General features: G+C 58.2%; 25 protein-coding genes and 1 pseudogene. 15 read left to right on the forward strand and 11 right to left on the reverse strand.

The window, feature by feature from the left end; genetic code table 11:
- Positions 1-788: 788 nt before the first annotated feature.
- The gene (locus A4A58_RS31720) at positions 789-911 is read left to right on the forward strand and encodes a hypothetical protein (RefSeq protein WP_283804914.1); all 123 of its coding nucleotides are present in this window, start codon (positions 789-791) and stop codon (positions 909-911) included.
- On the opposite strand, the gene A4A58_RS30000 is transcribed toward A4A58_RS31720, so the two are convergent.
- A complete protein-coding gene (locus tag A4A58_RS30000; RefSeq protein ID WP_081422132.1) occupies positions 872-1,114 on the reverse strand; it encodes a ribbon-helix-helix domain-containing protein in 243 nt (80 codons plus the stop codon). The genes A4A58_RS31720 and A4A58_RS30000 overlap by 40 nt on opposite strands.
- A gap of 355 nt (positions 1,115-1,469) precedes the next feature.
- On the opposite strand from A4A58_RS30000, the gene A4A58_RS31230 reads away from it, so the two are divergent.
- On the forward strand, positions 1,470-1,781 hold the full coding sequence (locus tag A4A58_RS31230) for a hypothetical protein (RefSeq protein WP_192855954.1): 312 nt from the start codon (positions 1,470-1,472) through the stop codon (positions 1,779-1,781).
- Between the two features lie 78 nt (positions 1,782-1,859).
- Here the strand turns inward: A4A58_RS31230 and A4A58_RS30005 are convergent, their stop codons facing one another.
- Positions 1,860-2,087, reverse strand: a complete 228-nt coding sequence (locus tag A4A58_RS30005; RefSeq protein ID WP_081422133.1) for a hypothetical protein — start codon at positions 2,085-2,087, stop codon at positions 1,860-1,862.
- A gap of 831 nt (positions 2,088-2,918) precedes the next feature.
- Here A4A58_RS30005 and A4A58_RS30600 point away from each other — a divergent pair.
- Both A4A58_RS30600 and A4A58_RS30010 read left to right on the forward strand, forming a co-directional pair.
- Positions 2,919-3,116, forward strand: coding sequence for a hypothetical protein (locus A4A58_RS30600; protein WP_139069974.1), 198 nt, complete (start codon positions 2,919-2,921; stop codon positions 3,114-3,116).
- Between the two features lie 328 nt (positions 3,117-3,444).
- The gene (locus A4A58_RS30010; RefSeq protein ID WP_081422157.1) at positions 3,445-3,771 is read left to right on the forward strand and encodes a nuclear transport factor 2 family protein; all 327 of its coding nucleotides are present in this window, start codon (positions 3,445-3,447) and stop codon (positions 3,769-3,771) included.
- Between the two features lie 109 nt (positions 3,772-3,880).
- Here the strand turns inward: A4A58_RS30010 and A4A58_RS28710 are convergent, their stop codons facing one another.
- The 3 genes and pseudogenes from A4A58_RS28710 to A4A58_RS28715 all read right to left on the reverse strand — a co-directional run bounded on the left by A4A58_RS28710 (position 3,881) and on the right by A4A58_RS28715 (position 6,433).
- Entirely contained in the window at positions 3,881-4,177 is a 297-nt protein-coding gene (locus A4A58_RS28710) for a hypothetical protein (RefSeq protein WP_068738735.1), read from the reverse strand.
- 36 nt (positions 4,178-4,213) lie between these two features.
- Positions 4,214-4,516 (reverse strand): annotated as a pseudogene (locus A4A58_RS31885) (RlpA-like double-psi beta-barrel domain-containing protein); the annotation flags it as partial.
- A gap of 1,740 nt (positions 4,517-6,256) precedes the next feature.
- The gene (locus A4A58_RS28715; RefSeq protein ID WP_081422158.1) at positions 6,257-6,433 is read right to left on the reverse strand and encodes a DUF3606 domain-containing protein; all 177 of its coding nucleotides are present in this window, start codon (positions 6,431-6,433) and stop codon (positions 6,257-6,259) included.
- A gap of 857 nt (positions 6,434-7,290) precedes the next feature.
- Between A4A58_RS28715 and A4A58_RS28720 the strand changes: the two genes are divergently transcribed.
- Positions 7,291-8,301, forward strand: coding sequence for a DUF1236 domain-containing protein (locus A4A58_RS28720; protein WP_068738885.1), 1,011 nt, complete (start codon positions 7,291-7,293; stop codon positions 8,299-8,301).
- A gap of 140 nt (positions 8,302-8,441) precedes the next feature.
- Here the strand turns inward: A4A58_RS28720 and mdoH are convergent, their stop codons facing one another.
- The 4 genes from mdoH to A4A58_RS28740 form a co-directional block, all read right to left on the reverse strand.
- Positions 8,442-10,601: a glucans biosynthesis glucosyltransferase MdoH gene (mdoH, locus tag A4A58_RS28725; protein ID WP_068738887.1), complete on the reverse strand. Its 2,160-nt coding sequence runs from the start codon at positions 10,599-10,601 to the stop codon at positions 8,442-8,444.
- A gap of 14 nt (positions 10,602-10,615) precedes the next feature.
- Positions 10,616-12,079 carry a glucan biosynthesis protein gene (locus A4A58_RS28730; RefSeq protein ID WP_081422135.1) on the reverse strand — a complete coding sequence of 488 codons (1,464 nt, stop codon included), beginning with the start codon at positions 12,077-12,079 and terminating at the stop codon, positions 10,616-10,618.
- A gap of 579 nt (positions 12,080-12,658) precedes the next feature.
- Positions 12,659-13,270 carry a hypothetical protein gene (locus A4A58_RS28735; protein WP_068738739.1) on the reverse strand — a complete coding sequence of 204 codons (612 nt, stop codon included), beginning with the start codon at positions 13,268-13,270 and terminating at the stop codon, positions 12,659-12,661.
- Between the two features lie 15 nt (positions 13,271-13,285).
- Positions 13,286-13,600, reverse strand: coding sequence for a hypothetical protein (locus A4A58_RS28740; RefSeq protein ID WP_068738741.1), 315 nt, complete (start codon positions 13,598-13,600; stop codon positions 13,286-13,288).
- Between the two features lie 263 nt (positions 13,601-13,863).
- Between A4A58_RS28740 and A4A58_RS28745 the strand changes: the two genes are divergently transcribed.
- From A4A58_RS28745 to A4A58_RS28760, 4 genes are all read left to right on the forward strand, one after another.
- Positions 13,864-14,103 (forward strand): hypothetical protein, encoded by a 240-nt coding sequence (locus A4A58_RS28745; protein WP_068738743.1) that lies wholly within the window; start codon positions 13,864-13,866, stop codon positions 14,101-14,103.
- A 1,155-nt stretch (positions 14,104-15,258) separates the two neighbouring features.
- Positions 15,259-15,663, forward strand: a complete 405-nt coding sequence (locus tag A4A58_RS28755; protein WP_068738747.1) for a DUF1236 domain-containing protein — start codon at positions 15,259-15,261, stop codon at positions 15,661-15,663.
- Positions 15,664-15,732: 69 nt separating this feature from the next.
- Entirely contained in the window at positions 15,733-15,936 is a 204-nt protein-coding gene (locus A4A58_RS31015; RefSeq protein ID WP_158005761.1) for a hypothetical protein, read from the forward strand.
- A gap of 87 nt (positions 15,937-16,023) precedes the next feature.
- Positions 16,024-16,212: a hypothetical protein gene (locus A4A58_RS28760; protein ID WP_139069975.1), complete on the forward strand. Its 189-nt coding sequence runs from the start codon at positions 16,024-16,026 to the stop codon at positions 16,210-16,212.
- On the opposite strand, the gene A4A58_RS28765 is transcribed toward A4A58_RS28760, so the two are convergent.
- Positions 16,209-17,549, reverse strand: a complete 1,341-nt coding sequence (locus A4A58_RS28765) for an ATP-binding protein (RefSeq protein WP_204378221.1) — start codon at positions 17,547-17,549, stop codon at positions 16,209-16,211. The two genes, A4A58_RS28760 and A4A58_RS28765, sit on opposite strands and share 4 nt — an antisense overlap.
- Positions 17,550-17,620: 71 nt before the next feature.
- On the opposite strand from A4A58_RS28765, the gene A4A58_RS28770 reads away from it, so the two are divergent.
- Positions 17,621-18,253, forward strand: a complete 633-nt coding sequence (locus A4A58_RS28770) for a response regulator transcription factor (RefSeq protein ID WP_081422136.1) — start codon at positions 17,621-17,623, stop codon at positions 18,251-18,253.
- Positions 18,254-18,512: 259 nt separating this feature from the next.
- Here A4A58_RS28770 and A4A58_RS31725 read toward each other — a convergent pair whose 3' ends face one another.
- The gene (locus A4A58_RS31725; protein WP_283804912.1) at positions 18,513-18,647 is read right to left on the reverse strand and encodes a hypothetical protein; all 135 of its coding nucleotides are present in this window, start codon (positions 18,645-18,647) and stop codon (positions 18,513-18,515) included.
- A gap of 247 nt (positions 18,648-18,894) precedes the next feature.
- On the opposite strand from A4A58_RS31725, the gene A4A58_RS28775 reads away from it, so the two are divergent.
- The 5 genes from A4A58_RS28775 (at position 18,895) to A4A58_RS28790 (ending at position 23,374) form a co-directional block, all read left to right on the forward strand.
- Complete coding sequence (locus A4A58_RS28775; protein WP_244499903.1) at positions 18,895-19,734, forward strand: DUF1236 domain-containing protein; 840 nt, start codon at positions 18,895-18,897, stop codon at positions 19,732-19,734.
- A gap of 167 nt (positions 19,735-19,901) precedes the next feature.
- Positions 19,902-20,141, forward strand: coding sequence for a hypothetical protein (locus tag A4A58_RS30020; protein ID WP_081422159.1), 240 nt, complete (start codon positions 19,902-19,904; stop codon positions 20,139-20,141).
- A 205-nt stretch (positions 20,142-20,346) separates the two neighbouring features.
- On the forward strand, positions 20,347-20,685 hold the full coding sequence (locus A4A58_RS31020; protein WP_158005763.1) for a hypothetical protein: 339 nt from the start codon (positions 20,347-20,349) through the stop codon (positions 20,683-20,685).
- A gap of 159 nt (positions 20,686-20,844) precedes the next feature.
- Positions 20,845-21,306: a low affinity iron permease family protein gene (locus tag A4A58_RS28785; protein WP_068738758.1), complete on the forward strand. Its 462-nt coding sequence runs from the start codon at positions 20,845-20,847 to the stop codon at positions 21,304-21,306.
- Between the two features lie 1,204 nt (positions 21,307-22,510).
- Entirely contained in the window at positions 22,511-23,374 is an 864-nt protein-coding gene (locus A4A58_RS28790) for a hypothetical protein (protein WP_068738760.1), read from the forward strand.
- The last annotated feature ends 213 nt before the right edge of the window (positions 23,375-23,587 follow it).

Raw genomic sequence — 23,587 nt, forward strand, 5'->3', positions numbered from 1 at the left:
ATGACGGCTCGTTCTGATGCGCGAGGGCGACACCCACCGGCCATCGTCTAAAGAGGTAGGAGCCGCGTTTTGATTTGGCGCGATCCGCAGACGTCACATCGAGTCACCATGAAAGAGGCCGCCAACTGAGGCGGCCGCTCAAATACTACCTACTGCCCAATAAAGCAGTAGGAGGACCAAAACCACGAATGCAGTAATCAGCCCGGCTATGCCTAACGCGAGAAGGACTCGGTAGAGCCTGTCTTCCATTGTGTTGCAATGCCAATTCGCGCCTATTGTTCCGCTTGCCCATCCCGACGCTCATCGAAATCGTCGCCGCCCGGACGGCGGCACGCCACGAAGGCGCTGTGATGCCCGCCCGAACTCTCCCGCCATCGCTCTCCCGCCCTGCTCGAGACATGGACATCCGGTACGGCGACGTAGACGTCGGCACCATCGCTCAGCAAGACTGGAATGCGAACCCGAAAAGGTCTGGCATCTGAAAATGGACCTGCGGCTTCTATGGGACTACATCGAGCCTAGGCGTCGCCACCCGCAGTCGGTTCTCCAGCGCATGCCTGAAATACCTGACCGTGACGATGCAAATCGCCGCTCTGGAGAGTTTGCAGAAGGGCTATGGCCAGTTGAGGATCGTAAACGAAGCCCCGGTCGTTGAGCGAACGGCTTCGATCACGACGTGAAAAGCTTCGACTTAACAGTGGGTCCGTCCCCGAGACATTTACCCGGCCCGTCTTGCCGCCAGACAACGAGCGCGCGCTTATTTCGCGGATTTTCCAGCGGAGGCATACATGACGATGGTTGAGCATTACCGGCCGGTTGCTGATGACCGCATTGAATTTCACAATGCGAACGTTGCCAACAGCCGGCTAAGTTACGCGGGAGACCCGTCCTTTATTTTGGCTTTGAAATGATGCAAGACGAACAGACGGACGGCCGAGGTTAAGTTCACCTGCGGCCCATTGCGGTCAACCAGTCTGACAAGGGCCGCTGGGCTCGTCCCTCGTTCACTGGCAATTTCCTTTAAAGCGCTCCAAAACTCAGGCTCAAGGCTGACGCTCGACTTCGATCCGTCGGCTTTAACGAGTCCCTGCTTTCTCCTTTTCGGCTGAGGCACGCTATTTCACCGTTTTGGTTTGCTGATCGACAGGTGCCTTACCTTCGTTTCTGATGACCGAGACCGCGGCTCCAATGAGACCCAGCAACAAGATGAAGCCGAGCGCGTAGCCGTAAATCGGTCGGATGGATCGTCGCGGACTCTTCAACATAGAGGCTACTTTCAAGGGTCCCCCGGCGCTCGGGGCGCCGCGGCGAGGCAACCAGAAAATTGAACGCCTTACGAAGACACACTCATGCGAGGCATTCTGAGAAATGCGAGAACCAGAAATTGTTCCCATCTAAAAGTGAAGTCGTTCGGGAACAGGTTTTGTTAGTTTGCATTTCTCGGTTGGGGCGTCACGAGAGGAAACGACATGCGAAAACTTCTTATTGCAAGTGCAGCACTGACACTTATTGCAGCGCCGGCGCTCGCCCAGACGACGCCGAGCTCGCCCACTGCACCAACAACGTCGGACCGGACGACCGGCGCAGTTGGCTCGGAACGCGGCAACAACGCCAGCTCTCTCAGCGGTTCAAACGCAGCTGCAGGAAAAGCCGGTGGCGCCAACTCAATGAACAACGTTGACCAAGGCCGCACTAGCGGCGGCGGCGCGGGCGGTGGTGCAGGCGGCGCAGGTGGTGGCGCAGGCGGCGGTGCCGGGGGTGGCGCGGGCGGCGGGAACTAACTGTCCAGTTGGACGGATGTACTCTACTGGACAGCTAGGGCCCCGGAGCAAGTGCCGGGGCCCTTCACCTGAGCACGCCTATTGGCCATGCTTCAATAACACTTGCCGACATGCCTTCGAAATGCGCGGCCTATTCTGCTGAAGGCAGGAAAGCACCATCATATCCCCGCCCTGAATCGCTTGTGCGCAATAGCGCTTCACGCTGGCACGGCACGCAGCCTGCTCCTCCAGCGTTCCGCTGCTTTGCGCGAGGGCTGTGCCGGAAAATACGATTGCCGCGGCTATTAAAAGGATCGAACGTGTCATCAGTAACTCCTATCTGCCCTTGATAACAGCTCTTCGCCTTGCTCTGTTCCTCCACGGCTCACCAATTGGAAACATCATCTGGCTGGCCACTTGGTCGGATCGCACCGCACCATCGAGCGCGATGGGATTGGAAACACCATTCGCACGTGCGAGTTGGACGGGCCCCCTGCTCGTGAAGAACATGAAACGTATTGCATCGATGAGCGTCTTCGCTCTCTACTTTCTAAGGAGCCCGCCTGGCAGAAAAGCGGCTGGACTGGCTACGATCCGGCGAGCAAACCTTCGATGCGGACGAGATGCGCAGAGAGCGCCAGCTGTATGGTTCTCTCTGACTGAGAAAAGGCCCGCTTCGGCGGGCTTTTTTTGTTAGCGTATACTTCGTCAGCAATCTGCCTCGCCTGTCGATCGGCCAGCCCGGAACGAATTATTCGGCCGGCTCTTAAAATCCCGGTCCGTGCGTGTGTCAGCGATGAATGCGGAGGCGAGAATGTTCCTGATGGGCCTTGGCGCGCTGCTAGTCCTAGGCGGCGTCTTGTACATGGCACGCGCCGCTATTTGGCGGGGATCGCTTAGCGGCCCAGATTCCTCCCGGCCAGTTCGCGACACTCTGGAGCCACCGCGGCGGGGCATGAGATTCTTGGGGCTCGGAACCAACTGGCCGGGCATTCTCCTAATGGTAATCGGCGCGGTTCTGTTGGTGTCGGGGGCCAGTTTCTAGACCGCAAATGTTCGCTCGGCTTGGCTCGATGCAAACCTTTTCCGATGGATGAACCCGTCTATCACTAGGGCAAGAAGGAGCCGGCGTGGCGCGACCAAGCTGGCGAGGGACCAATGAGTGAGCGAGATGAGATCGATCATCTGATACGTTCTGTGACCGCGGCGAGAAATCTTTTGAAAGACTACATCGGGCCGGGCTCGCGAAGTGCCGTTGATCCAGTCGATCGGCTGATCGACGTGCTCGACGATCGGGACTTCGTTGCCACGCTGGATCGGCTCTATCGGCGCAAAGTGATCCGATTGATCGAATGACGAAAAAGCCGCCCGGGCATGACACCGGCCGGCATCCTGATGCGGCTGCCGGCTCCCCGTCCGGTGCCGCAGCATTCTTGGATAGGTTGATCGAGCTTGGTTAGCGCATCGTTAAAGCGCTCGCTCGTGCTGTCGATCCGACCATCGGAGCAATCCCCAGATTTCAAAGTGCTAAGAGGACGGCGATCACCAAACACCACTAAACATACTGGTATACCGTCCACGGTGGGTTTCAGGCCACTTCCCTGAATAAACCATTCAGGACGCATTCATTAGACTACTTCTAAATCGCTTGTTAGACGCATACGTTTGGCAAGTAGGTGAGAAAATGTCCTTTGACCCGATGGCCGCGGTAGTTGATTGGCTAGATGCTTATCGCTCAGGCGACCTTGAAAGTATTCTCGGCCTTTATGCCGAAGCCGCTACGATCGAATGTGGTTGCGGCGGCGCCACGACGATAAATGGTCGCGAGGCTTTACGTGCATATTGGGAGCAGCGCCTAAGAGATTCTCCGGCCGCGGACTTGGACAATCTCGAACCGGCCCGTGATGGCGTTGCCATTACTTACGTTTGCCACGGCTCAAATATCCGGGCTGACTTTGAATTTGATGCTGCTGGCCAGATCACCTTCCAAAAATGTGGGCCGCCAAATTAGGGCCACTTGACCGCGCAAACGCGCTGAGGGTCATCAGGCTAGTCGAATAAAAAGCCCGGTCACCATCGCCGGCGCCGAGCAAGAGCGGCCGCAGGCTAATCGCGGGTACCTACCCGACTTCATCATCTGGCGGTTTTTTTTCGCTGCGCCAATCGGTGTTTGCCGTGTCGTCGTAGCCGCTTCTATTACTGTAGAACATCAAGGCCATCAGGCCGCATCCAATAACGAGTGAGAAAACCGTCCCGAGCGCCAAGGCGATCCAACCATGGATCGACATCTCAGCGTTCTCAGCTGACGTCCATGCCATCATCGACCAGACAATTGCGAAGAGCAGCATGGCGAACAGAACGATTAAAACGATGGCCTGACCAAAGTTAATCGTCCGGGATGGATTTTGCTCGCGCATTGCAACCTCCCTGTCGGCACCGTGCCTGTCCGGCTATTAGACACTCCATCGCAACGGATTACAAAAAGCCCGGCCTCCGTTCGACAGCCGGACAAGTTCCGGAGGCAAACACGACCGGGTCACCCGCTCCCGGACGGTGACGCGCGCGATACCACCCACGCCGATTGCATTGGCTGCTGCTCGAGACAGATCGATGCAACGACCCTTGATAAACGGGCCGCGATCCGTGATCCGAACTTTTACCGACCGATCATTGGCTTTATCATCCTGACGTGGCTGCCGAAGCGCGTGGTGCGGTGTGCGGCCGCCAGGGCGTAAGTTGAACCGTTCGCCCGAGGCCGTCCTGCGGCCGTGATAGCCATCTCCTACGCCATATGGCTAGCGATGCAGGTTTCCTCCTTGGTCATGGTGAGGTTGAGGGATACGACGCCTTCGAGGAAGTTCTAAGCAGCAGCAAGCCTGACGGAGAGCACGCACAGCCAGGCTGCCGCTAAAAGGTGGATTGAGTTTCCATTTGTGTTGATGCTAGATTTTCCCGGCCGGAGCGATCCCAAGAAGCACACGCGACGGTCGGCCCGCCGCTCAAGGATTCGGCTGAGCGTCGGGCCATTTCAATGGCTGCTATTTGATGGAACGAAATCTATTATTGCCGCTTTTTCCTGCGGTCGGCAGTTGTGTGGTGCTGTCGGCCGGGCTCGGCGGCTTCCCCACCCCCAAAACCCAACGCCGCCGAGCCTCCTATGATTGTACTCAGCTGATGTGCCCTGCGCCGCCGGTGACAGGCGATGGCGAAATCCGCTCCGCAAGCCGCGAGAAGCAGCTAACGAATTTCGCCGGTAAGGTTGAGTAGTTAGGTTAAGGAGCGGCTTGTGTTGTGCACATAAACGAAGGGCTTAGCGTCAAAAGTGTCGCGTGACGTTGCCGGACTTGTCGTTCGTATCGGCAACATTTCAATTGCGTGGCACGGGGTCGCTCAATTGCAATATGAGCGGCCCCACTAAGCTAGGCGGATGTTGACCGGAACGTTGTCGATCAGATCTGATTTTTGAGGAGCCGATGGTCGTTCTTCCAAGGTCATACAATCCGGTTTCCGTCGGCCCAGGACGGATTCCAAGAATTCTGTTCTTTCCGGCGGCTGGCAGATGATCCCTTAAGCTGTCGCCGGGCTCGGCGGCTCACCATGTCCCTCAACCTCAGGCGGCCGGGCCTTCCATTATGTTATTGGGGGCTTGATGAAGCGCCGCCGGAACGAAACCATTTGATCCCAATTGTCACGAGCCGGCAGCTTTTGCAGAAGTTGTTGGCCGAGCTCAGCGGCGTTCCCTGCCACCCAACTCAACCGTCGCGGAGCGTCTCCAGTTTCAATCGCTGGGCTCGGGATCATTCCGCACCGAGTTGAGGCGGCCGGCGGCGAAATCCATCCGCCGCCGGGCCGATCCTTCCCGAGGAACGAATTAGTTTGTGCTGATTTTTCACGGAGCCGGAAGCTTTCCTCGGCCCGTCGTCGAACGGCATTCCCATCTCATCTGGGCGAGAGGATTCCGGATACTGCGGTACAAAAGCGTCGCCGCTCTCCATTTCGGTTAGGACGCTATAATCCCGAGGAGCGCCGAGACACATTCGGTTCGGTTGAGCCAGCCCGAGCGTTACGTGAGCTTGGCCTCGACGTTGAATGAGGGCCCATCCAACGAGCATTGCGGCCAGAATGAGCGCAGACTTAGACCTGAGGACTTAGCCGGGGATCTCCCAGTTGGCGAAGGCCAAGTCGGCGTCAGACCTCCAACCTTCGGCGACGCGCGAAGGTTGGACCGGTAAGACTCCACGCTAGCCTGCTGAGCGCTTGACATCCCTTGGCGGGCCATTGGCCGCTCGAGATCGATATGCTGCGATGGCCCGATTGGATAACAGAAGGCGGCTCGTGATGCCCCCTCGCATCAGTCTGGCTACGTGAAATGTGAGGAACTGGTTAGCCTCACGAACATCGTCCAGGTCTCCAGAGCGCCGCAGAAAATCGAAAGCGATATCGACGGACTCATCAAGAAGCGCAGCGAGCGAGACAGTAGTCAGGGTCGCCTCCCATTATGAAATTGCGAGCTCTTTACGCACGGTCGCGGCAGAGTTGCCAACTTTTTCGACAACGCTTTGCAACTCCTCCTTCGTAACCTTGAGGTGCTTGGTCCAGTATCGAACTTCATGCTCTTCGTGCATGTTGATCTTGCTGCGATCTTGCCGAGTTTTCTTTTTAAGATCGTCCATAGCAGCCTCGATTCGCCTGTTAGAACAGCGGACAGCGGCATCAAGTTCCCGCCAAGACCGCTTCAAAGCCATCTGGCACGGTCAGCGAATTGCTGCCGCCAGTCGCGCAGGTTAGCGCTCTGTAAAAGCCTTACGATCACATAAAGGAGCCGCGCCAACCCAAAGGTCCGCGCGGCGAGTTCGTCTATGCAAGAGTTTGCGTGCATGCAAGGACGTGGGATCAAGAACTCTAATTGAGCGTTGTTCCCAGCGACTCACGTTTCGATGGCCCACATTTGAAAACGCTTATTTGACCTTCTACGTTGAACTCCAGCGTGGCCAGTACGAGTCCGTCGCGGGAAAGGTATGCAATTGCGACCCCGCTGCGGACCGGCTGAAGGTGGTCTAATTCCGAGGCCGGGCAGTCGTTGAGACTGCCGTTCCCAGTAGGCCCGCAATGCGTCCCGCCTACAAATATTTTTGGTCCCGCTAAAACACCATAATACGGTTCCCGTCACGTCATTGTCGGGCGATTGAGCCCTTTGCGAGCGTCGCCGGTGCACCACGAGCGTGTGTCTGCCTTGACGTACTCCCCAATTACAATGGTTGCTTGATTGCCGGAGCAGTCCGGCGGATTTTGCGAGAATACAAGGAGTGAGCCGGTTAGCAGGCTTGAACTCGCAGGGACGGTGATGATCAGCAGGCGCCGTGCAATTGCGGCAGGCCCTCGCTCTCCGGCTCTGCCACGCGGCCATCAATGCATACGCGACCGAGAAGAGACCCTTGTCATTAGAATTTGCCACTTATTCCCGATTTCCATCGGAACTGCCGTGTGTCTTCCTCGTTCACGATGACTACAAAAAATGGAGGAATTGATCATGAAGGCGCGTTTCTTATTTAGCACGGCGGTCGGCTTGGTGTTCGCCACCGCAGCAATTGCTCAGTCGCCAAGCGCGACAGCAACCTCCCCTAGCACACAACAAACGCAGTCCCCGAGCACCTCTTCGCCTACGACTCAGAAGGCACCCGATACGACCAACGATCGGTCCACGTCCACCTCACCAAGCACATCCACCAGCTCTTCGCAGGCGCAGACGACTGCTCCATCGTCGGCAGCCGGGTCTTCGACATCGCAGCCCCCGCAGGCGCGGACCAACACGGCGCCCGCAACGGCCGGCGGCCAGATGCAGGCTCCGACCAGCGGCGGTGCTAACGCTGCAGCGCAGCCAACGACAACGAATAATACGGCGCAGTCTCCTTCTAACAACGCGGCGCAAGCTCCCTCGACGAACAACAATGCGCAGTCGCAATCGACCAGCGTCAATGCTTCCGTCAATATCAACGACCAGCAGCGCACGCGTGTTACCCAGTCGATTTCTCGGCTCAACGTGCAGCCTCTTAACAACGTTAATTTTTCCCTGAGCGTGGGCACCTCTGTTCCTCGCGACACCCGTCTGCAGACGCTTCCCTCTGAGGTCGTCGAAGTCGTACCGCAGTATCGAGGCTACAGCTTCTTTGTGGTGCGCGACGAAATCGTCATCGTTGAACCTTCGACCTTGCAGATCGTAACTGTGCTGCCGCGCTCCGGTGGATCAACGGCCGCCGCGCCTGCACCGGCCCGCCCCAAGGTCTCGTTTACCGACAAGGACCGGGACGTTGTGCGCAAGCACGTCAAGACGAGGACAACTGAGCGCCAAACGACCGGCAGCACGGCCAAGACGGTTATCCGCCGCGGCGAGCGTCTACCGGAAACGGTCGAGATTGAAGAATTTCCCGACGTCGTTTACCGAGAAGCTCCTTCACTGCGCGACTACCGCTACATCCACCGCGAAAATCGCACCTATCTGGTCGACCCCGGAGAGCGCGTGGTGATCGACGAAATTGACTGACACGACTTCACAAAGTGAATCGAGGCGGCCAGTGTGCCGCCTTTTTTCGCAATGTCATTACAAAGGCCGAAACCTCGGGTGCGATGGCTGTCATATGGGGGCTCGCGCACTTTTCGGTATTATATTTTGGCAGGTCTTACTCAGATTGACTTCGTGGCGTGTGCCTTATCGGGCAGTGCAGCCAATTGCTGAAGCGCGATCCGACTGTTCAGCGCCGCAAAAGTCTCGCGCGTACTGAAGAAACTGACGGCCTCGTCAAAATCCTCAGCTTCTACAATTTTTGCTCGCGCGATGGCGAGGTCGGAATCGATCTGGCCACGGCTGCGTGGCTCATCAACCAGCGATCTCAAATGGGCCGCGCACAGATCCATGTCCTTACGCAGTTCGTGCAGCGAGCTTGCGCCGTAGATCGGTGCCGCCAAGGCCAACTCTTTTGCGCGAATCAGTACTTTCGGCGGTAGATTCTGTTCGGGAGTTCCGAATAAGCCGGCGTGCTGGCCTGGCTGCAGAGCGCGCGACGACACGATGGCCAGCGGCATCGACAGCCACAGACCTACGATTACCGGCGTCATCCACAGGAATAGCGGTAGCGACACCGCATAAGCGCTAATCGCCATCAGTACACCGAACACGGTCGGTACCGCGTACTTTCTGACCACTTCGCGGATCGGGACGACGCCGTCGTCGCGGCGCTGGACCTGCCAGCCGGCATCCCGACCAAGCAGAATCTCACCGACCGCCGACGATTGGAAGATCATCATCACTGGCGCGATCAGGCCGGACAGCAAAGTCTCGACGATGATGCCGGACAAAGCAAGAAAGCCGCCGCCGAACCGCGCTCGATTTTCGACCTGGGTGAGCAGCAAAACGTAGGCAAGCAGTTTTGGTACGATCAGAAGACCCATCGTGCCTGCGAAGACCCAGGCAGCGCGAACCGGATCTTGGGCTGGCCACTGCGGAAACAGCGAAAATCCCTTTGCGAAATATTCCGGACGCACGAACTGGGCCTGCAGCGAGATGAGAATCCCGAGCACCAGAAACATAAGCCACAGCGGCGCAGTTAAATAAGAACCGATGCCGGTCAGGAGATGCAACCGCGAGACCCAATGAAGCCGCGGCGCTGCCAGCACAGCCAGGTGCTGCAGATTGCCCTGACACCATCGGCGGTCGCGCGCTGCAAAATCGAGGAGCGACGGCGGACATTCCTCGAAACTGCCGCCCAGTTTCGGTGCCATGTGGATCGCCCATCCGGCGCGCCGCATGAAAGCTGCTTCAATGAAGTCATGGCTGAGAATATGGCCGCCGAACGGCTTGCGCCCGGGAAGTTTGGGCAGGCTGGCATGTTCTGCAAAGGCGCGCACGCGGATGATGGCGTTGTGTCCCCAGTAATTGCCTTCCGAGCCGTGCCACCAAGCGATTCCGGAGGCGATTACCGGGCCGTAAAGCCTGCCAGCGAATTGCTGCATCCGTGCGAATAGCGACCGCGCATTGACAACGATAGGCAGCGTCTGGATCAGACCGACGCCGGGATGCTGCTCCATGCCGGCGACCAGGCGCACGATCGTGTCACCAGTCATGAGGCTGTCGGCGTCCAGGATGATCATGTGATCATACCCAGCGCCGAACCGCTTGACCCAATCCTCAATATTTCCCGATTTGCGCGCGGTGTTGCGCATCCTATGGCGATAAAAGATGCGATCGCTGGCAGTCTCGCGGCGCAGTTTCAAAATGGCTTTTTCCTCGGCCACCCAGATTGCGGGGTCAGTGCTGTCACTCAGCACGTACCAGTCGAACTGCGCGGCGTAACCGGTCTCCGATATAGATTCCCACATCGCCCGCAACCGCGCCGTGATCTGATGGGGATCTTCGTTATAGGTCGGTAACAGCATCGCGTTGCGGCTTGAGATCATCGCAAGTGGCGTAAGCGGTTCTATGGCGAGCGGATCCCGTGCGCGCATCAACAGTAGGACGAAGCCGGCCAGCGCCGACATGAACGAGAACGCGACCCAGGCGAACAGCAGCACGAAGAGCGCCAGTACCATGCCTTCGAGGATGGTCACGCCGCCGACCTTCAGCACCTCGAACATCTCGTAGCCGCCGGCCGCGGTCAGGGCCACGGTGCCGAGGAGGATGTAAGCGCGCCGCAGAACAGTCGGCATGGGCCTGAACTGCGCGCGTCGTTGGGAGGAAGCTGGCCCTGCGAGCCCATCCGATATCATCGTCAGCGGCATCTCTGGCGGTAGAAACCTCTCGCCCGCGCCGGCCGGCAACGTAGCCGCAGGCACGGTAACCAACGGCATTTGGTTCTTCACATTCATGGTGTCCATCGATAGACCCAAACTTCGGAGATCGCCTGATCGTCCTGCATCAAAGAAGCGCGCAATTCGACCGGCGCCTTACTCTTGACCGGCATCTCGAAACTCAGGCGCCAGCCGCCGTTTTGCGGATTCCGCTGTGTTACGATATTGCGGATTTCAGCCTTTTCGGCCGTGACAACACCTTTGATCTTGGTGGGATCGATGGATTTGAGCTTGTCGCCAATCAGATCGAGCACAAATAGCTTGGTATCGTCCCCGCGCGCACCGATGCCGCTGCGTGAAAAGATCGCCAGCGCCGACGGCTTCGGTTGATCGGGCCCCCAATGCAGGCGGTAGGTAAACGCGAGTTCGCCCTTTGCTGGAAGCGGGTTTTTCGGACGCCAAAAGGTACCGATATTGTCGTGAATCTCTTCCTTGGTCGGAATTTCCAGCAGTTGCACCGATCCCTCGCCCCAATCGCCAATCGGCTCCACCCAGAGACTGGGGCGCCGTTCGAAACTTGATTCGAGATCCTGGTAGTCGGAGAAGTCCTTCTGCCGTTGCATCAGTCCAAAGCCGCGCGGATTTCGGTCTCCGAAAGAGCTGATCTGCAGATCGCGCGGGTTATGCAGGGGTCGCCAGAGCTGCTCGCCTCGCCCGTTGAAAATTGCCAGACCGTCGGAATCGTGCACGGCAGGGCGGAAATCGTCCACTTCCTTGCGGTCGTTCGGACCGAAGAAGAACATGCTCGTGATCGCCGCGAGGCCAGTGTTTTTTATTTCCACCCGCGGGTAAATGACCATTTCTACATCGAAAATGGTCGTATCGCCTGGCCGGATGGTGAACCGATAGGCGGCCGCGGCACTTTCACTGTCGAGCAACGCATGCACTACGATCGAGTTGGCGTTGGACGCCGGCTTCTCGATCCAGAAGGACTTGAACTGTGGGAATTCCTCGCCGGCCGCCTCGCCGGTGTTGATGGACAGGCCCCGCGCGGACAAGCCGTATACTTGGCCTTTGGCCACCGCGCGGAAATAGCTGGCGCCGAGAAAAACGCAGACCTCGTCATAGTAATCGGGCTTGTTGATCGGGGCATGCAGCCGGAAGCCGCCGAAGCCTAAGTCGGCGCCGGCCGGCGGGGGCGGCGTAGCGCCAAAGGAGAAATGCTCAGGTTGATAAGGGACTTGGGTCGCCTGGCCATTGGCCACTTCATAGATATCGACGCGATTGGTGTAGAACGAGCCACGATGAAAGAACTGCACCTCGAAGGGCAGCTTCTCGCCGCGCCACAAAGCCTTCTCCGGATTAAAGCGCAGCGCGCGGTATCGGTCGTAGTCCAGATCCTTGAGGGAGTCTGGCAGCTTGTTGTCTGGCGCCTTGAACGCCTTGGCGGCGGCTTCCCGCGCCATTTGCCGCACCACGGCGGCGGCGAACGGCACAGGCCCGGGAGCTGCGCGGGCGCTGCGCGGGATAATCGTCATCAATGGCAAAGCGGCCGAAGCGCCGAGAAGTTGTCTGCGGTTCAAGGTGTCTCCAAACGCCAGAGTGATATGCAATAACACGCGCTGCACCATCGAGTTCCGCGAGCTGGAACATTCAGCGCTCTGCGCTTGCCTTGATTGCCGGTGTTTCCCGACTCTACCTCACTAAACGCTGGCGTTTCCCAACCCGCGCTCGGCCGCTGTCAAATGCCAGTCGACGGCGCGCGAACTGACCATAGACGAGTAAAAATAGCGCTGTCCGGTTGTCGATAGACGTTGAATCACTCGGTCCACGCCGTGCGACGGCGCTAAGTCACCATTCAATGCGGCAGCCAATACGCCCCCTGCCGATGACTCACGAAAACCCTCAAGATCAGCTTTCAACGACGGACGCAGCGCTTCGACGATGCTGCATTGATCCGCATTGGTGCTGCCAATTTATCCCGCCGGTTGTTCATAATTCCCCGTCGCGTAGCCCGGTTTCTCGCATCGGCCGCCTGACACGCCACACCACTCCGCCCTGACTGCTGAGCTTGACCTCCGATGAAAAAAATGGCCCGCCGAAGCGGGCCATCGTTGTTATCGGGAACGACCGTACAATTCTCGCTCCTTGCGCACCTGCCCCGCATCGTAGGGCGGGCTTGCCGGGTCATACCCGCTCCAGCCCGACTTCTCCCAGGCCACACGGCGATCATTGAGATTGACTGACGATGGGCTCATCAGCGCCTCGAGGCGCGCGCGATCGGCCTCGTTGACCTTTGCCGAGACCAACGTGCCGCCGCGGCGAACGCCTTCCGCGTAAAGCGGTGCATCTTCCTTGGAGACGCCAGCCTCGGTCAGAGCACCAACAATGCCGCCGGTTGCTGCTCCGGCGGCAGCGCCGACTGCCGTGGCGGCAAGCCATCCTGCCGCGACAACTGGTCCAAGGCCAGGAATTGCAAGCAGCCCTAGTCCGGCTAGAAGGCCCGCAGCGCCGCCGATCCCTGCACCGATTCCGGCACCGGTGCCGGCTGCTTCGGCGCGATCATCGACGCCATCACCGTCGCGGTCCTTCTTGCCGTCGAACCAGCCCTCGGAGTTGTTGGCCACGATACTGATGTCCCCATGAGGAACGCCGGCGGCCTCAAGGCTTCCGACAGCTTTCTGCGCTTCCGTATACGAGTCGTACAAACGTGAAATGGTCACGGTCATGAGATTACCTTCCGGTTACTTTGCTGCGTTGACGTTGCCCTGGAAATCGACGCTGATCGCACTGGTCGAGCCACCCTTGGTCGCTTTGCCGCGCCATACGCCGTTGTCGTCTTTTTTCAGTTCGGTGACGTTCGTGTAGCCAGCCTTTTCGATGGCACTCTTGGCCTGCCCCTCGGTGAAGGAGTTGCGTCCGGCGACCGGCGCATTGGAGTTCTTCTGCTCGCTGTTGACGGCATTGTTGCCCGGACGATCTTTTGCCGCCGGGCTCTGGGCATGGGCTACTCCCGAGATCAAGAGAGCGGCGACACAGATAGTCGAAACGCGTTTCATAGGTCCCTCATAGGTTGGTGTTTGGGATCCTCCAACAAGCTGTTAGCTGACGCGTTCCATTGATTGCCGAAAAAAGGCCTGGACCTACGATAGCGGCGCGACATCCCTTGCTTATGCCATTCTTTCCCGTAACGGCGGATCATATGGCCGGCTTGCGTGCCTGTGTTTGACTCACCGCCACACCATGATCGGGAACTTTCGGCAATTGCGCGGATTGATTGACGCGTTTGCGTCTCGCAAATTTTGCAATTGGAGGATACACCATGAAAACACTTTATCTCGCCGGAACGCTAGCTGCTTTCGCTTGTACCTCGGCCTTCGCTCAAACGACGACGGTTTCCAGCGACTACTACGTGGTGCGCGATGCCACCACCAAGAAGTGCACAATCGTTGATAAGAAGCCAACGACCACGACAACGACGATTGTCGACAACGGAACGTTCAAGACCAGAACGGAAGCCGAAACCGGCATGAAGACCATGAAGGTCTGCACAGAGAACTGACGCGCGTCAGCACCCGTCACTTCGATCGGTGACGGGTGCTTGTGCCGACCGGTCACGGTATCGCGGTTCCGATTAGCGAGAGTCGACGCGACTAATCGCAAGGATGCGCAATCGCATGTCCAGCGCTCCACGACGTCTCGCGCTTGCAGCACATGTCGGCGCGGCTCGAGCCTTAGCGAATGGCAGTGCCCAGCCGCCTTCGCGCGTAGCGGAAAGCGGGACACGCATGAATCGATCACTCAATGGGTCCCGTTGCCGAAGTGCTAATCGAGTGGGCATCACGCCTCTGTTGCAATTTCAGGAGCACATCGATCGATTAAGGGAACCTCCGTCCGCGTGACACATCCCTCGCAGCGAGCGCCAACGCTAAGCGTCGTTCTAAGTTAAGCCTGCGATTTTCTATTGGCGGCTTGAAAATATTATCGCGAGCGACCACGCCTCGATGCTCGTCGGCTTGGATTGCATCGATGTTGCAATCTTCGAACGTGCAGTACGTGAAAGCGACGCTGGTGGTCCCCTCATCGAGCAGTATCTGGCATTTGACGAACTCACAGCAGTCGTATCTCAGGAAAACGGGACGCCCGCGGAAATCCAGTACCCTTCCCTGAAATCTCGTTTGGTAGATGACGTGTTCGTCCGCACCATTGTCTGTGTTCATTTCGCGCCTAGGATTTCTGTTTATAGTTCGGTCATGCATTAGTCGGCTATCGATCCCACTATTTTCTAACGTCAGAAAATCTGACCTTCCACCAGCTCATAGCGGTCGATCCCGGCATGGAGCGTCAGCCGCCTCGGCGATGTCGACAAACAATTCCTCCGACGCCGGATGCGCGTCCAAATCCCCGCGCTCTATATGCAGCTGTCTTCCTCCTCGGCAGCAATCGAGATACCAGGATTTCCCGCTCGTCTATTTTCGCCAGGGCTCATAATAGTCAGCACCACGCTTTCTGAATCACATCCAATAGTTATGATAGGTCATATAAGTCAATGTACTAACGGGTACAAACGTGGCGCGCGGTCCTCGATCACTCGGTTAGAAACCGTTTCCCCGCCTTCCACACGGTCGATGGAAAATGTCGGGATAAAGCGGCAATTCGACGGAACGACCTTAAGCGTTGGCAGTTTTCACTCCGCCAACACACCAGGAGGACGATCATGAAATTCATTTCCACGGCTGCCATTGCAATCGCTTCGCTGGCCTACTTCTCGCCTGCCCTCGCTCAGAATGGAGCGGCGGGCGGAGCCGTCGGCGGCGCAATCGTCGGTGGCGCCGTCGGCGGCCCTGTCGGTGCCGCCGTTGGCGCTGCCGCCGGCGCCACGGCAGGCGGCATTTCCGAGGCCAACCGTCCCCGCTTCCACAGCTACGTCACCGAGCGTCGTCACCCGTCATACCGGTATGACCGCGAGCTACGCGTCGGTGCCGTATTGCCCGACAGCGGCGTCACCTATTATGAAGTTCCGCGAGAGTACGGTTCCACTGCCTATCGCTATACGGTGGTCAACGATCGGACCGTACTGGTCGACCCGGGCACCCATCGTATTGTCGAAGTGATCGACTAAGCGCGCTTTTCGAGGCGGGCCGAAAGGGCCGCCTCGACCAGTTCGATGCGTCTTTGTGGGAGGATCATCTTGCCCATATTTCAATATTTCGTGTGGGTCGGCGCCGTACTGCTGGGAGTTCTATTTGCCATCGGCGAAAGCGACAGCTCTCCGACAAAAAGCTCCTCCGCAAAGGGCTGGAGGCCCACCGATTCACTGCGCAGCATGGCGCATCATCGTCAGCCGGAAGACCCGCCACGTGCCCGGGACGCGGCGTTTCGCATCGTCAAATAATAGATCGGAGGCCCCAAGCCCTGTCTATTCAACGTGCCGTTCCTAGAGACTTAAGCAGGTCGTTGCTTTGTTCAGGAGTTGCTAGAGGTGGATGACTTCCAGCTAATGACGATCATAGCCGAGGCTATTAGCACTTGTGCTATCGAGAACCGCAACGGAGAAAAATTGCCGATAACGAGCGAGCAAGCGACCTGCGTTGCAAAGGTAGTGATCACGGCTCTCTCGCTGGCCGGTTTTGAGATCACGCCGATGGCAAAGACGGCCGGTCCAACCTAATCCGGCGCTGCCAGCGGTAGGCTGCACCGGATTGTTGTCCATCCGTCGGCACGGATGTAGTCAAACTTTCCTTCTAAGGCGCGGAGGCGCTCCTGCATCCCCGTCAGGCCCCGGCCGAATTTCGGCTCTAGGGGCGCCCTCGCACCATTATCGGCAACCTCGACCAGAATAGCTTCGTTCGTCACCTCGGTCTTCACGCTCATCTTAGACGCACCGGCATGTTTCAGGACGTTGGTGATGCCTTCCTGCAGCAAACGGTATACGGTCTGAGCGACCACACTGTCCGCCGTGACGATCCGGGGATCGATCTCGAATGTCACGGCCATTTCAGGCACCTGCGTGTGTACGTCACGCAAAAGCTTTTGGATGCTAGCATCGAGACCCAGCTCTTCGATGAGCATTGGTCGCAGCCGCTCAAGAATGCGGCGGTTGGCGATTTGCAAAGCCTCCACCGCCTGCAGCACGCGCTCCTCTCCCATGGACCGGTTGGTGCCGCTGCCGCGGTCGTCGATCATAGCAGTAACGTTAGCCCGGATAGCAAACAGAAGTGGACCCAGTTCATCGTGCAACTCACGCGAGATGTCACGTCGCTCCTCATCTTGGATGGAGATTATCTTTCGTAATAGACTTCGGTTCTCTGAACTGAGGCGACCGAGAGTCAAAGCAAGCTCGTTCACGGACAAGCAGCTTTCCCGAACTTCAGGGGGGCCGGAACAATCGACTTTCTTCGAGAAGTCACCAGTGCGGAGCCGTGCCAGCCCCTCAGCGAGATCGCGTAAGGGCTGCAGCGCTGCGCCAATCGTCACAAACGACAAGAGGCCGGCAAGCAATGCCATGCCGACGAGTGACCCGAGAAGCGAGAGAAAGCCGATCCATTTCTCGTAGATCTGCGCAGAGAGATCTGGTTCGAAAATAAGATCGCCGACCCGGCGACCTTGGACCAGGACGGGAATATGCTGCGCAAGGTCAGGCACGAACAGCGCTTTCACGAACCATTCCGGGACCCTGCCGGAAGTCTTGCCCTGCTCCGGTGCATGCACCTCGCCATCACGGCGAAACCGGATCGCATCCGCAGGTGTCGAACCGAGCTGATCGACGAACGCCGCGAGGATTGCGTCGGGTCTTGTGGAGGCCGCGAGAGCGGCGTTCAAACCCGCCGCGACGGTGATCGCCGACCGCGCCGATGGCTCGTTTTCCTCCAAAATTTGATCCGAGGAGAAAATCCATAGCAAAGCGAGGCCGGCAATCAGGGCGCTCAGAAACATGCCGCCCAGCAGCACGCAAATGCGTGCACGCAGCGACAAAGTCGTCCACATTGGAATCATTAAATTGGTCAACCCGGCACCATTCCTCTGGTCAAAGCGTTGAAATCCAATATGCATAGCATAATTGCGAGATTGTCCCGCCGATGGCACAGCCTGTGAAGCTCCTGATTGTCGATGACCACCCCGTCGTGGTGTCGGGCTGCCGTTCGCTGTTTGCGTCGGACCCTACAATATCCATCGATGAGGCGGTCGATGAGAAATCGGGGCACCGCGCCTATCTATCTAAACGGCCCGACGTGACGATCATCGACATCAATCTGCCGGATCTTTCCGGCTTCGAGTTGATGCGTCGTATCCGCAAGGATGATCCCGACGCGCGTATTATCATGTTCAGCATGAATGACGATCCAGCCTTTGTGGTCCGAGCCATCGAGCTCGGTGCCCAAGGCTATGTCTCTAAGGGCGACGATCCGCGCCTGCTCATCAAGGCAGTACGCAAAGTGGCTGCGGGTGAGAACTTCATTTCTCCGCATCTCGCAAAGACAGTAACGTTCTCAGGCGCTGCTATCCGGGCAAATCCGGCCACCAGCATGTCGGCCCGGGAACTGGAAATTCTTCGGCTCCTCGGCCGGGGCGACAAGATCGTTGAGGTCGCCGACGCGCTCGGCATCTCTTACAAGACGGTAGCAAATACCACGTCCCTACTGAAGCAGAAGCTGGGCGCACGGAACCACTCCGATCTTATCCGTATAGCCGTCGAGATGGGCTTAAATTAGAGTTCTTCACGATCAAGTCTTGGCCACTTCTTTCGGCACAGCTCCCATCAGCCGCAGGCTTAAAGCCTAAGGACGTGGATCGACAAGTGGCTAGCGTTCCTATGACATGGGAGAAAGTGCCGCCACAGTCTTAGGGAGGCGCGACGCCTGTCGCCGGATCCGCGCGAAATTCACTGCGGAAACGCTGCTGCATTGCGTGCGTGAGCGCAGCGCAGCGCAGCGCAACAACAGCGCCAGGCGCGGAACGAGTGGCGGACGCTTAATCGCGTCCGCCGGAATTATCACCAATGATGACGATGACCGCGGCCGCGGCTCCAGCCGTAATGATGCCCGCGCCCGCGGGACCAGCCGTAATGATGTCCGAGTCCACCACGATGCATGTGGCCATGACCATGACCGTGGCCGCCCTTTATCTCGATCGCATCGCCCGAAGCTGTCATCGGCGCTAGCGGCATAGCGGCCACGGCCGCTCCACTTCCCGCCGTCAGCAAAAGGGCCGCGACCCCGGCGATCATCATCCGTTTCATATTGCTCTCCTTTGACCGCACCATGCGGCCGTTGACACAAATTCCCGGGCTGCGATGGGTTCCTGAGCTCGGCGTTACGAAGACAACTGCTGGCATCAGCGCGTCTTTTGGAATATGGCGCCGCCCGTATTGCTTCTTTTACCCGGAATCGTCATCCAAGAACGGAACCAAGAAACTGCTTTCGCTGTTGTTGCGCAAGACCGAATGAGCGGTCTCGACAGTGGAGGTCATAAAATGAATAGGAGATTGATGGGATCGGCTGCGGCCATTGCCTTGATTGCCACGACTGCTTTCGCTCTGGCGCAGGGCGGCGGCGCGAGCGGATCAAAGGGCGGCGATGCACCTGCCGCATCAGCACCGCGGGCCGGCGAGGCTCCTTCGACCAACATGCCCGCTGCAAAGGGGACGGCAAGTGACGGCAAGTCGATGACCGATACCAGGTCTGCACCTGATGCCAAGGCCGCCTCCGACCAGAAGGCCGCGCCTGCCAAACCAGCAACGACCGCCCAGGATAAGCCTGCCGTCGCTCCGTCGGATAAAGCCGAGACCTCTGCGCAAGAGCGCACCGACACCAAGGGCGCGAAGTCCGCGACGGACACCAAGTCGACAACTGATACCAAGGCTGCCACTGACGCGAAGACCGGCGACGGCAAGGCTGGCTCCGCGTCTACGACGGGCAATGCCGCGACGTCTGCAACCGTTGCCCTTCCTGCTGAAAAGCGCACGCAGATCACTAGTGCGATCCGGCAAGAAAAGGTCGAGGAAGTTCGCAATGTGAACTTCAACATCTCAGTAGGCGTGACGGTACCGTCTACAGTGCGCGTGCACCCGCTCCCAACGCGAGTGATCGAAATCTATCCAGAATGGCGCGGATACGACTTCATTCTGGTCAATGGTCGTTACGTTATCCTTCGACCGCAGACGCATGAGATCGTCTACATCATCGAAGGTTAGGCCCGGCGCCGCCTTGTGGCGCTAGACACTCGTTCCTCGTTCACTCTACTGCCCCGGGTCCACATCCGCGGGCAGTTTTTTTTGGCCTTGTGCGGATCAATGCAGCTACAGCGGAACGATTGCCACTTTATCCCGTTGGCGTCTCGGTTGAACAAGGGAGCTTGAAGATGAAGTTATCAACTTACGCATTTGCCGCTGCCGTCGTGGCGACCATAACTACCCCGACCTTTGCAAGTGCGCAGGACGTGCGCGTTCGCATCGGCGAGGATCACGGAATGTCCCGCGACTATGACCGCGGCTACCGCGGCCCTCGCGCGGAATATCGCCGCGATCATGGATGGCACCGCGGCTGGCGCAATCGCGACCGGGTGGTAGTGATTAAGCAGCGCCGTCATCGTTGGGATTGATCCTAGGAAGTGGCCCGCATGGGCCACCTCCTCCTTTTCTGACAAGGTTATCCGCATGACTTTTCTAAAGACATTCGATCGACGTGCAGCTGGCTTAATCATCTTCGCTGGTTTCATCACGTTAGCATTTGCGACCCAGGGCTCCGCGGTGCCTAATGCCCCCGCAGGAGCTTCTGACGCGCTAATCGCATCAGGCAGAGCGCCTATGGACCAAGACGCCGCACGGGTTTCGCAAACTGCTGCCGATAGCGTGTGCGAAAAGCAAAACTGGCCATACTACTCCGAAGAATGCCTGCGCGGCGAAGGCGGCGGATCCGCTCCGCGTCAAGTTCACCTACAACCGGCTGCTGTCGAGCCGGCGAAGCCGACACCTATCCTCGCCTCTACAAACACCGCCGAGCGCAAGCCAACTGAGTTCCGCCAAGTCACAGAAACGCCCCGCCGGCGTAAGATGCGCCAGACGCCGCACTATGCAAGCCGGCGCATTTCAAGGCCACAAGTGATGCAACGTGAGGATTCCAAGCAACTACCCTTGACCTGGTGAGCTTGCTACAGCGTTTGCGCGTAATGATTGTTGGGCTATTGAGCGTCAAATCATCCATGGGTGCCAAGAAATGTCGCGCCTGGCGTGCCCAAGCGCTCGAGCAATAAATTACCATCGCCTTGAATTTGCACGGCATGTTATGGAAGGTCGCACCGGAAAATGGATTCAATAGTGTCAAACAACGAACGCCGCAGCGGATTTTCCCGCTTTTTTGGAGACCTTGCTAACAAGACTTCTCAACTCGCGGGTCGAGCCACGACGTTCATCGTCGCAGCCGCCGTCGTGATCATCTGGGCCGTGACCGGTCCTCTGTTCGGTTACTCGGACACGTGGCAGCTTGTCATCAACACTGGGACGACGATTGTGACATTCTTGATGGTCTTTCTCATCCAGAACTCTCAGAACCGAGACAGCGCCGCCATTCAGGTGAAGCTAGACGAACTCATCCGAACGAGTGCCGCTCATAACTCATTCGTCGGCATCGAGCATCTGACCGACGAGGAATTAGAGGATATCCGGACCAAGTGCGAGGCACGCGCTGCTGCCGAGAAGGTCGGTGAAAGGACTGTGCAACGCATGGGCGAGAAAGCTCGCGAAGCCGCGGACGCCGCTGGGTCCTGATGGACGGATGATGCGGGTTCCGTCCTGGCTTCGCAAATCCCTTCATCGTAACTTTCGTCGTCGCCATGTCCATGCGCCGGCTCAGGACTAGACGACGCTCGGCATTCTGCCGACCCGTCACGGGCCGGGGTGTCAAGTTCGCCGCGACCTACAACGAAGCAAGTTGGTCAATCCGCATCGGCTAGCCTCCGAACACGAACCGCAGGACTGTCACGATGGTCGCGGAAATGAGGAATGAAATCGCGAGCAGTGTCCAATTCGGCCTTGTGCTTCCTTGAGCCCATCCAGCGAGCATTTTCATGCCCGTCAACATTCGTCTTGGGGAAGCCGGCGCAGGTGCGCTATGCCGAAGCTGGCGAGTTCTTCGGTATCGCTTTCTCGCGCTTCACGCCTCCTGTGCAGATAGCGCTCCAGCAGGCAGCGGCGGCTGTCCTGTGTATCGACGTCGGGATGCGCCGCCCTCTACACCGTCCAGGCTGTCTCTGCCGCCCTTCTCACCGCCACTTCGTCAACCATTCTCGCTCCGGCGATTGCTTACAGTCGGTGCCAACTCAGCACGACGGCGAAAGTTGCCAGTTCTTCCCGAAACGTCGGCCATAGCGGAGAAGCGCGCGGTATGTCGCCGTAAATTGACGTTCAATAGATCAGTACATTTTTGTCCCGCAGCCCGAACTGGGCATCCATTTGAAAGATGGTAGCTCATCGTTTTGCTCCTCGACGGCCCGGAAGCGCCGCCGTGGCGCTGGAGGCTAAGGACCGCCGCGAACGATCAATCAAGGAGCGAGCAGGCCGATTCGCCGTTTGGACGCGAGGTCGTTTTTACCGCCCGAAGACCATCCCGACGGGCGCCTTCGGCCACAATCATCTTTTTCCCAGTTGGGGAATACGTTGGAGGCCGAGAAGAGACAAGCGAGCGATGAGGATGCGCCGCAGCCCCTGGCGGCAGGTAGAGCCACCGTCACTTAAGGCCTCGAGCCTCAACGCGTCGGGAACAATAAGCAGTATTCGAGAGTTTGAAAACGCAGGGCAAAAAAAGTCGATTCATGCAGCAGACGGCCGAGCGATTGCTTTTGAAGTACTGCGGTGAGAACTGCAGGCTCTGACGGTAACAAAACGAGGAGAAGAACGATGAATGGTTTGATTTATCTGGTGGGATTAATCGTCGTCATCTTGGCCGTGTTGTCATTCTTCGGGCTGCGCTGAGATGGTTAAATCGATTGAACCTGCCGCAGCTTCCATTGCAGTCCCCTCAAGGTATTTGAGCTGGACGCCCGTAATCCTCGGTGCCCTCATAGCGACCGCGCTTTCGTCAATTCTGCTGGCCTTTGGCGTAACGATCGGACTTGGCGTTTCATCGACGGCTCCGACTTGGCGGGACGCCTCCGCTGCGCTTTGGATATTGTCGGGACTTTATCTCATTCTCCAAGCCGCGCTGAGTTTCGGAGTGGGAGGCTATATTGCAGGGCGGACAAATGTCGGTCTGGCTGCTTTGGATACCGCCGAAATTGAACAGCGCGATGGTCTACATGGACTCGCTGCGTGGGCGCTTGCCGTTGTTCTTGGCGTAGCGCTTGCGGCCTTCATTGGAAGCGCGACACTAACGCGGCCGAACAGTAACTCATCGTCAGCACGCACCAGCGCTGCGGAGCCTTTGCTAAGCTACGAGATCGACCGCCTGTTCAGGCCCTTGCGTCGCGCCGCAAACGTAGACCTTCTGCAGGAACGTGCGGAGGCGGGAAGAATTCTCTTGACCTCGTCGAGCCACTCGGGAATGAGCAGCGAGGATCGATCTTATCTTGCTCAACTCGTTGCCGCGAACACCGGTCTCGCCGGCGCAGAGGCGGAAAAACGGGTCGATGCCGCGATTGCAACCTCTCAAGCGTCGATAGCCAAATCTCGACGGAGTTCAGTGATACTGGCCTTCTCCGTAGCGGCGGCCATATTGCTGGGCGCGGTGATTGCGGTGACCGCCGGCAGCGTCGGCGGCAGCCACCGCGACGGTGCAGCGATGCCGCATTGGATGGGTGCTCGCGGATCTGGAGCTGCCTATCGACGTGAGGTCGCGTGAGTTAGGTGGAACGTAGTAGATCGAATTGAATGCGCCGATCTTCTCGCTAACCTTGGCTGCCGCAAGTCTTGTACTGAACAGCGGCTAAGGCGGACGACGGGGGCTTTAGATTTCGCTTGGATTTATTAGGCCAAGCCGTTCGATGGCGCGTATGACGCCTGTGGGCGAAACCTGAAGCAAGCCGTCTACGCGAGCCACATGCGGGCTGGAGGT

Source organism: Tardiphaga robiniae (genome assembly GCF_001618955.1).
GTDB lineage: Bacteria > Pseudomonadota > Alphaproteobacteria > Rhizobiales > Xanthobacteraceae > Tardiphaga > Tardiphaga robiniae_A.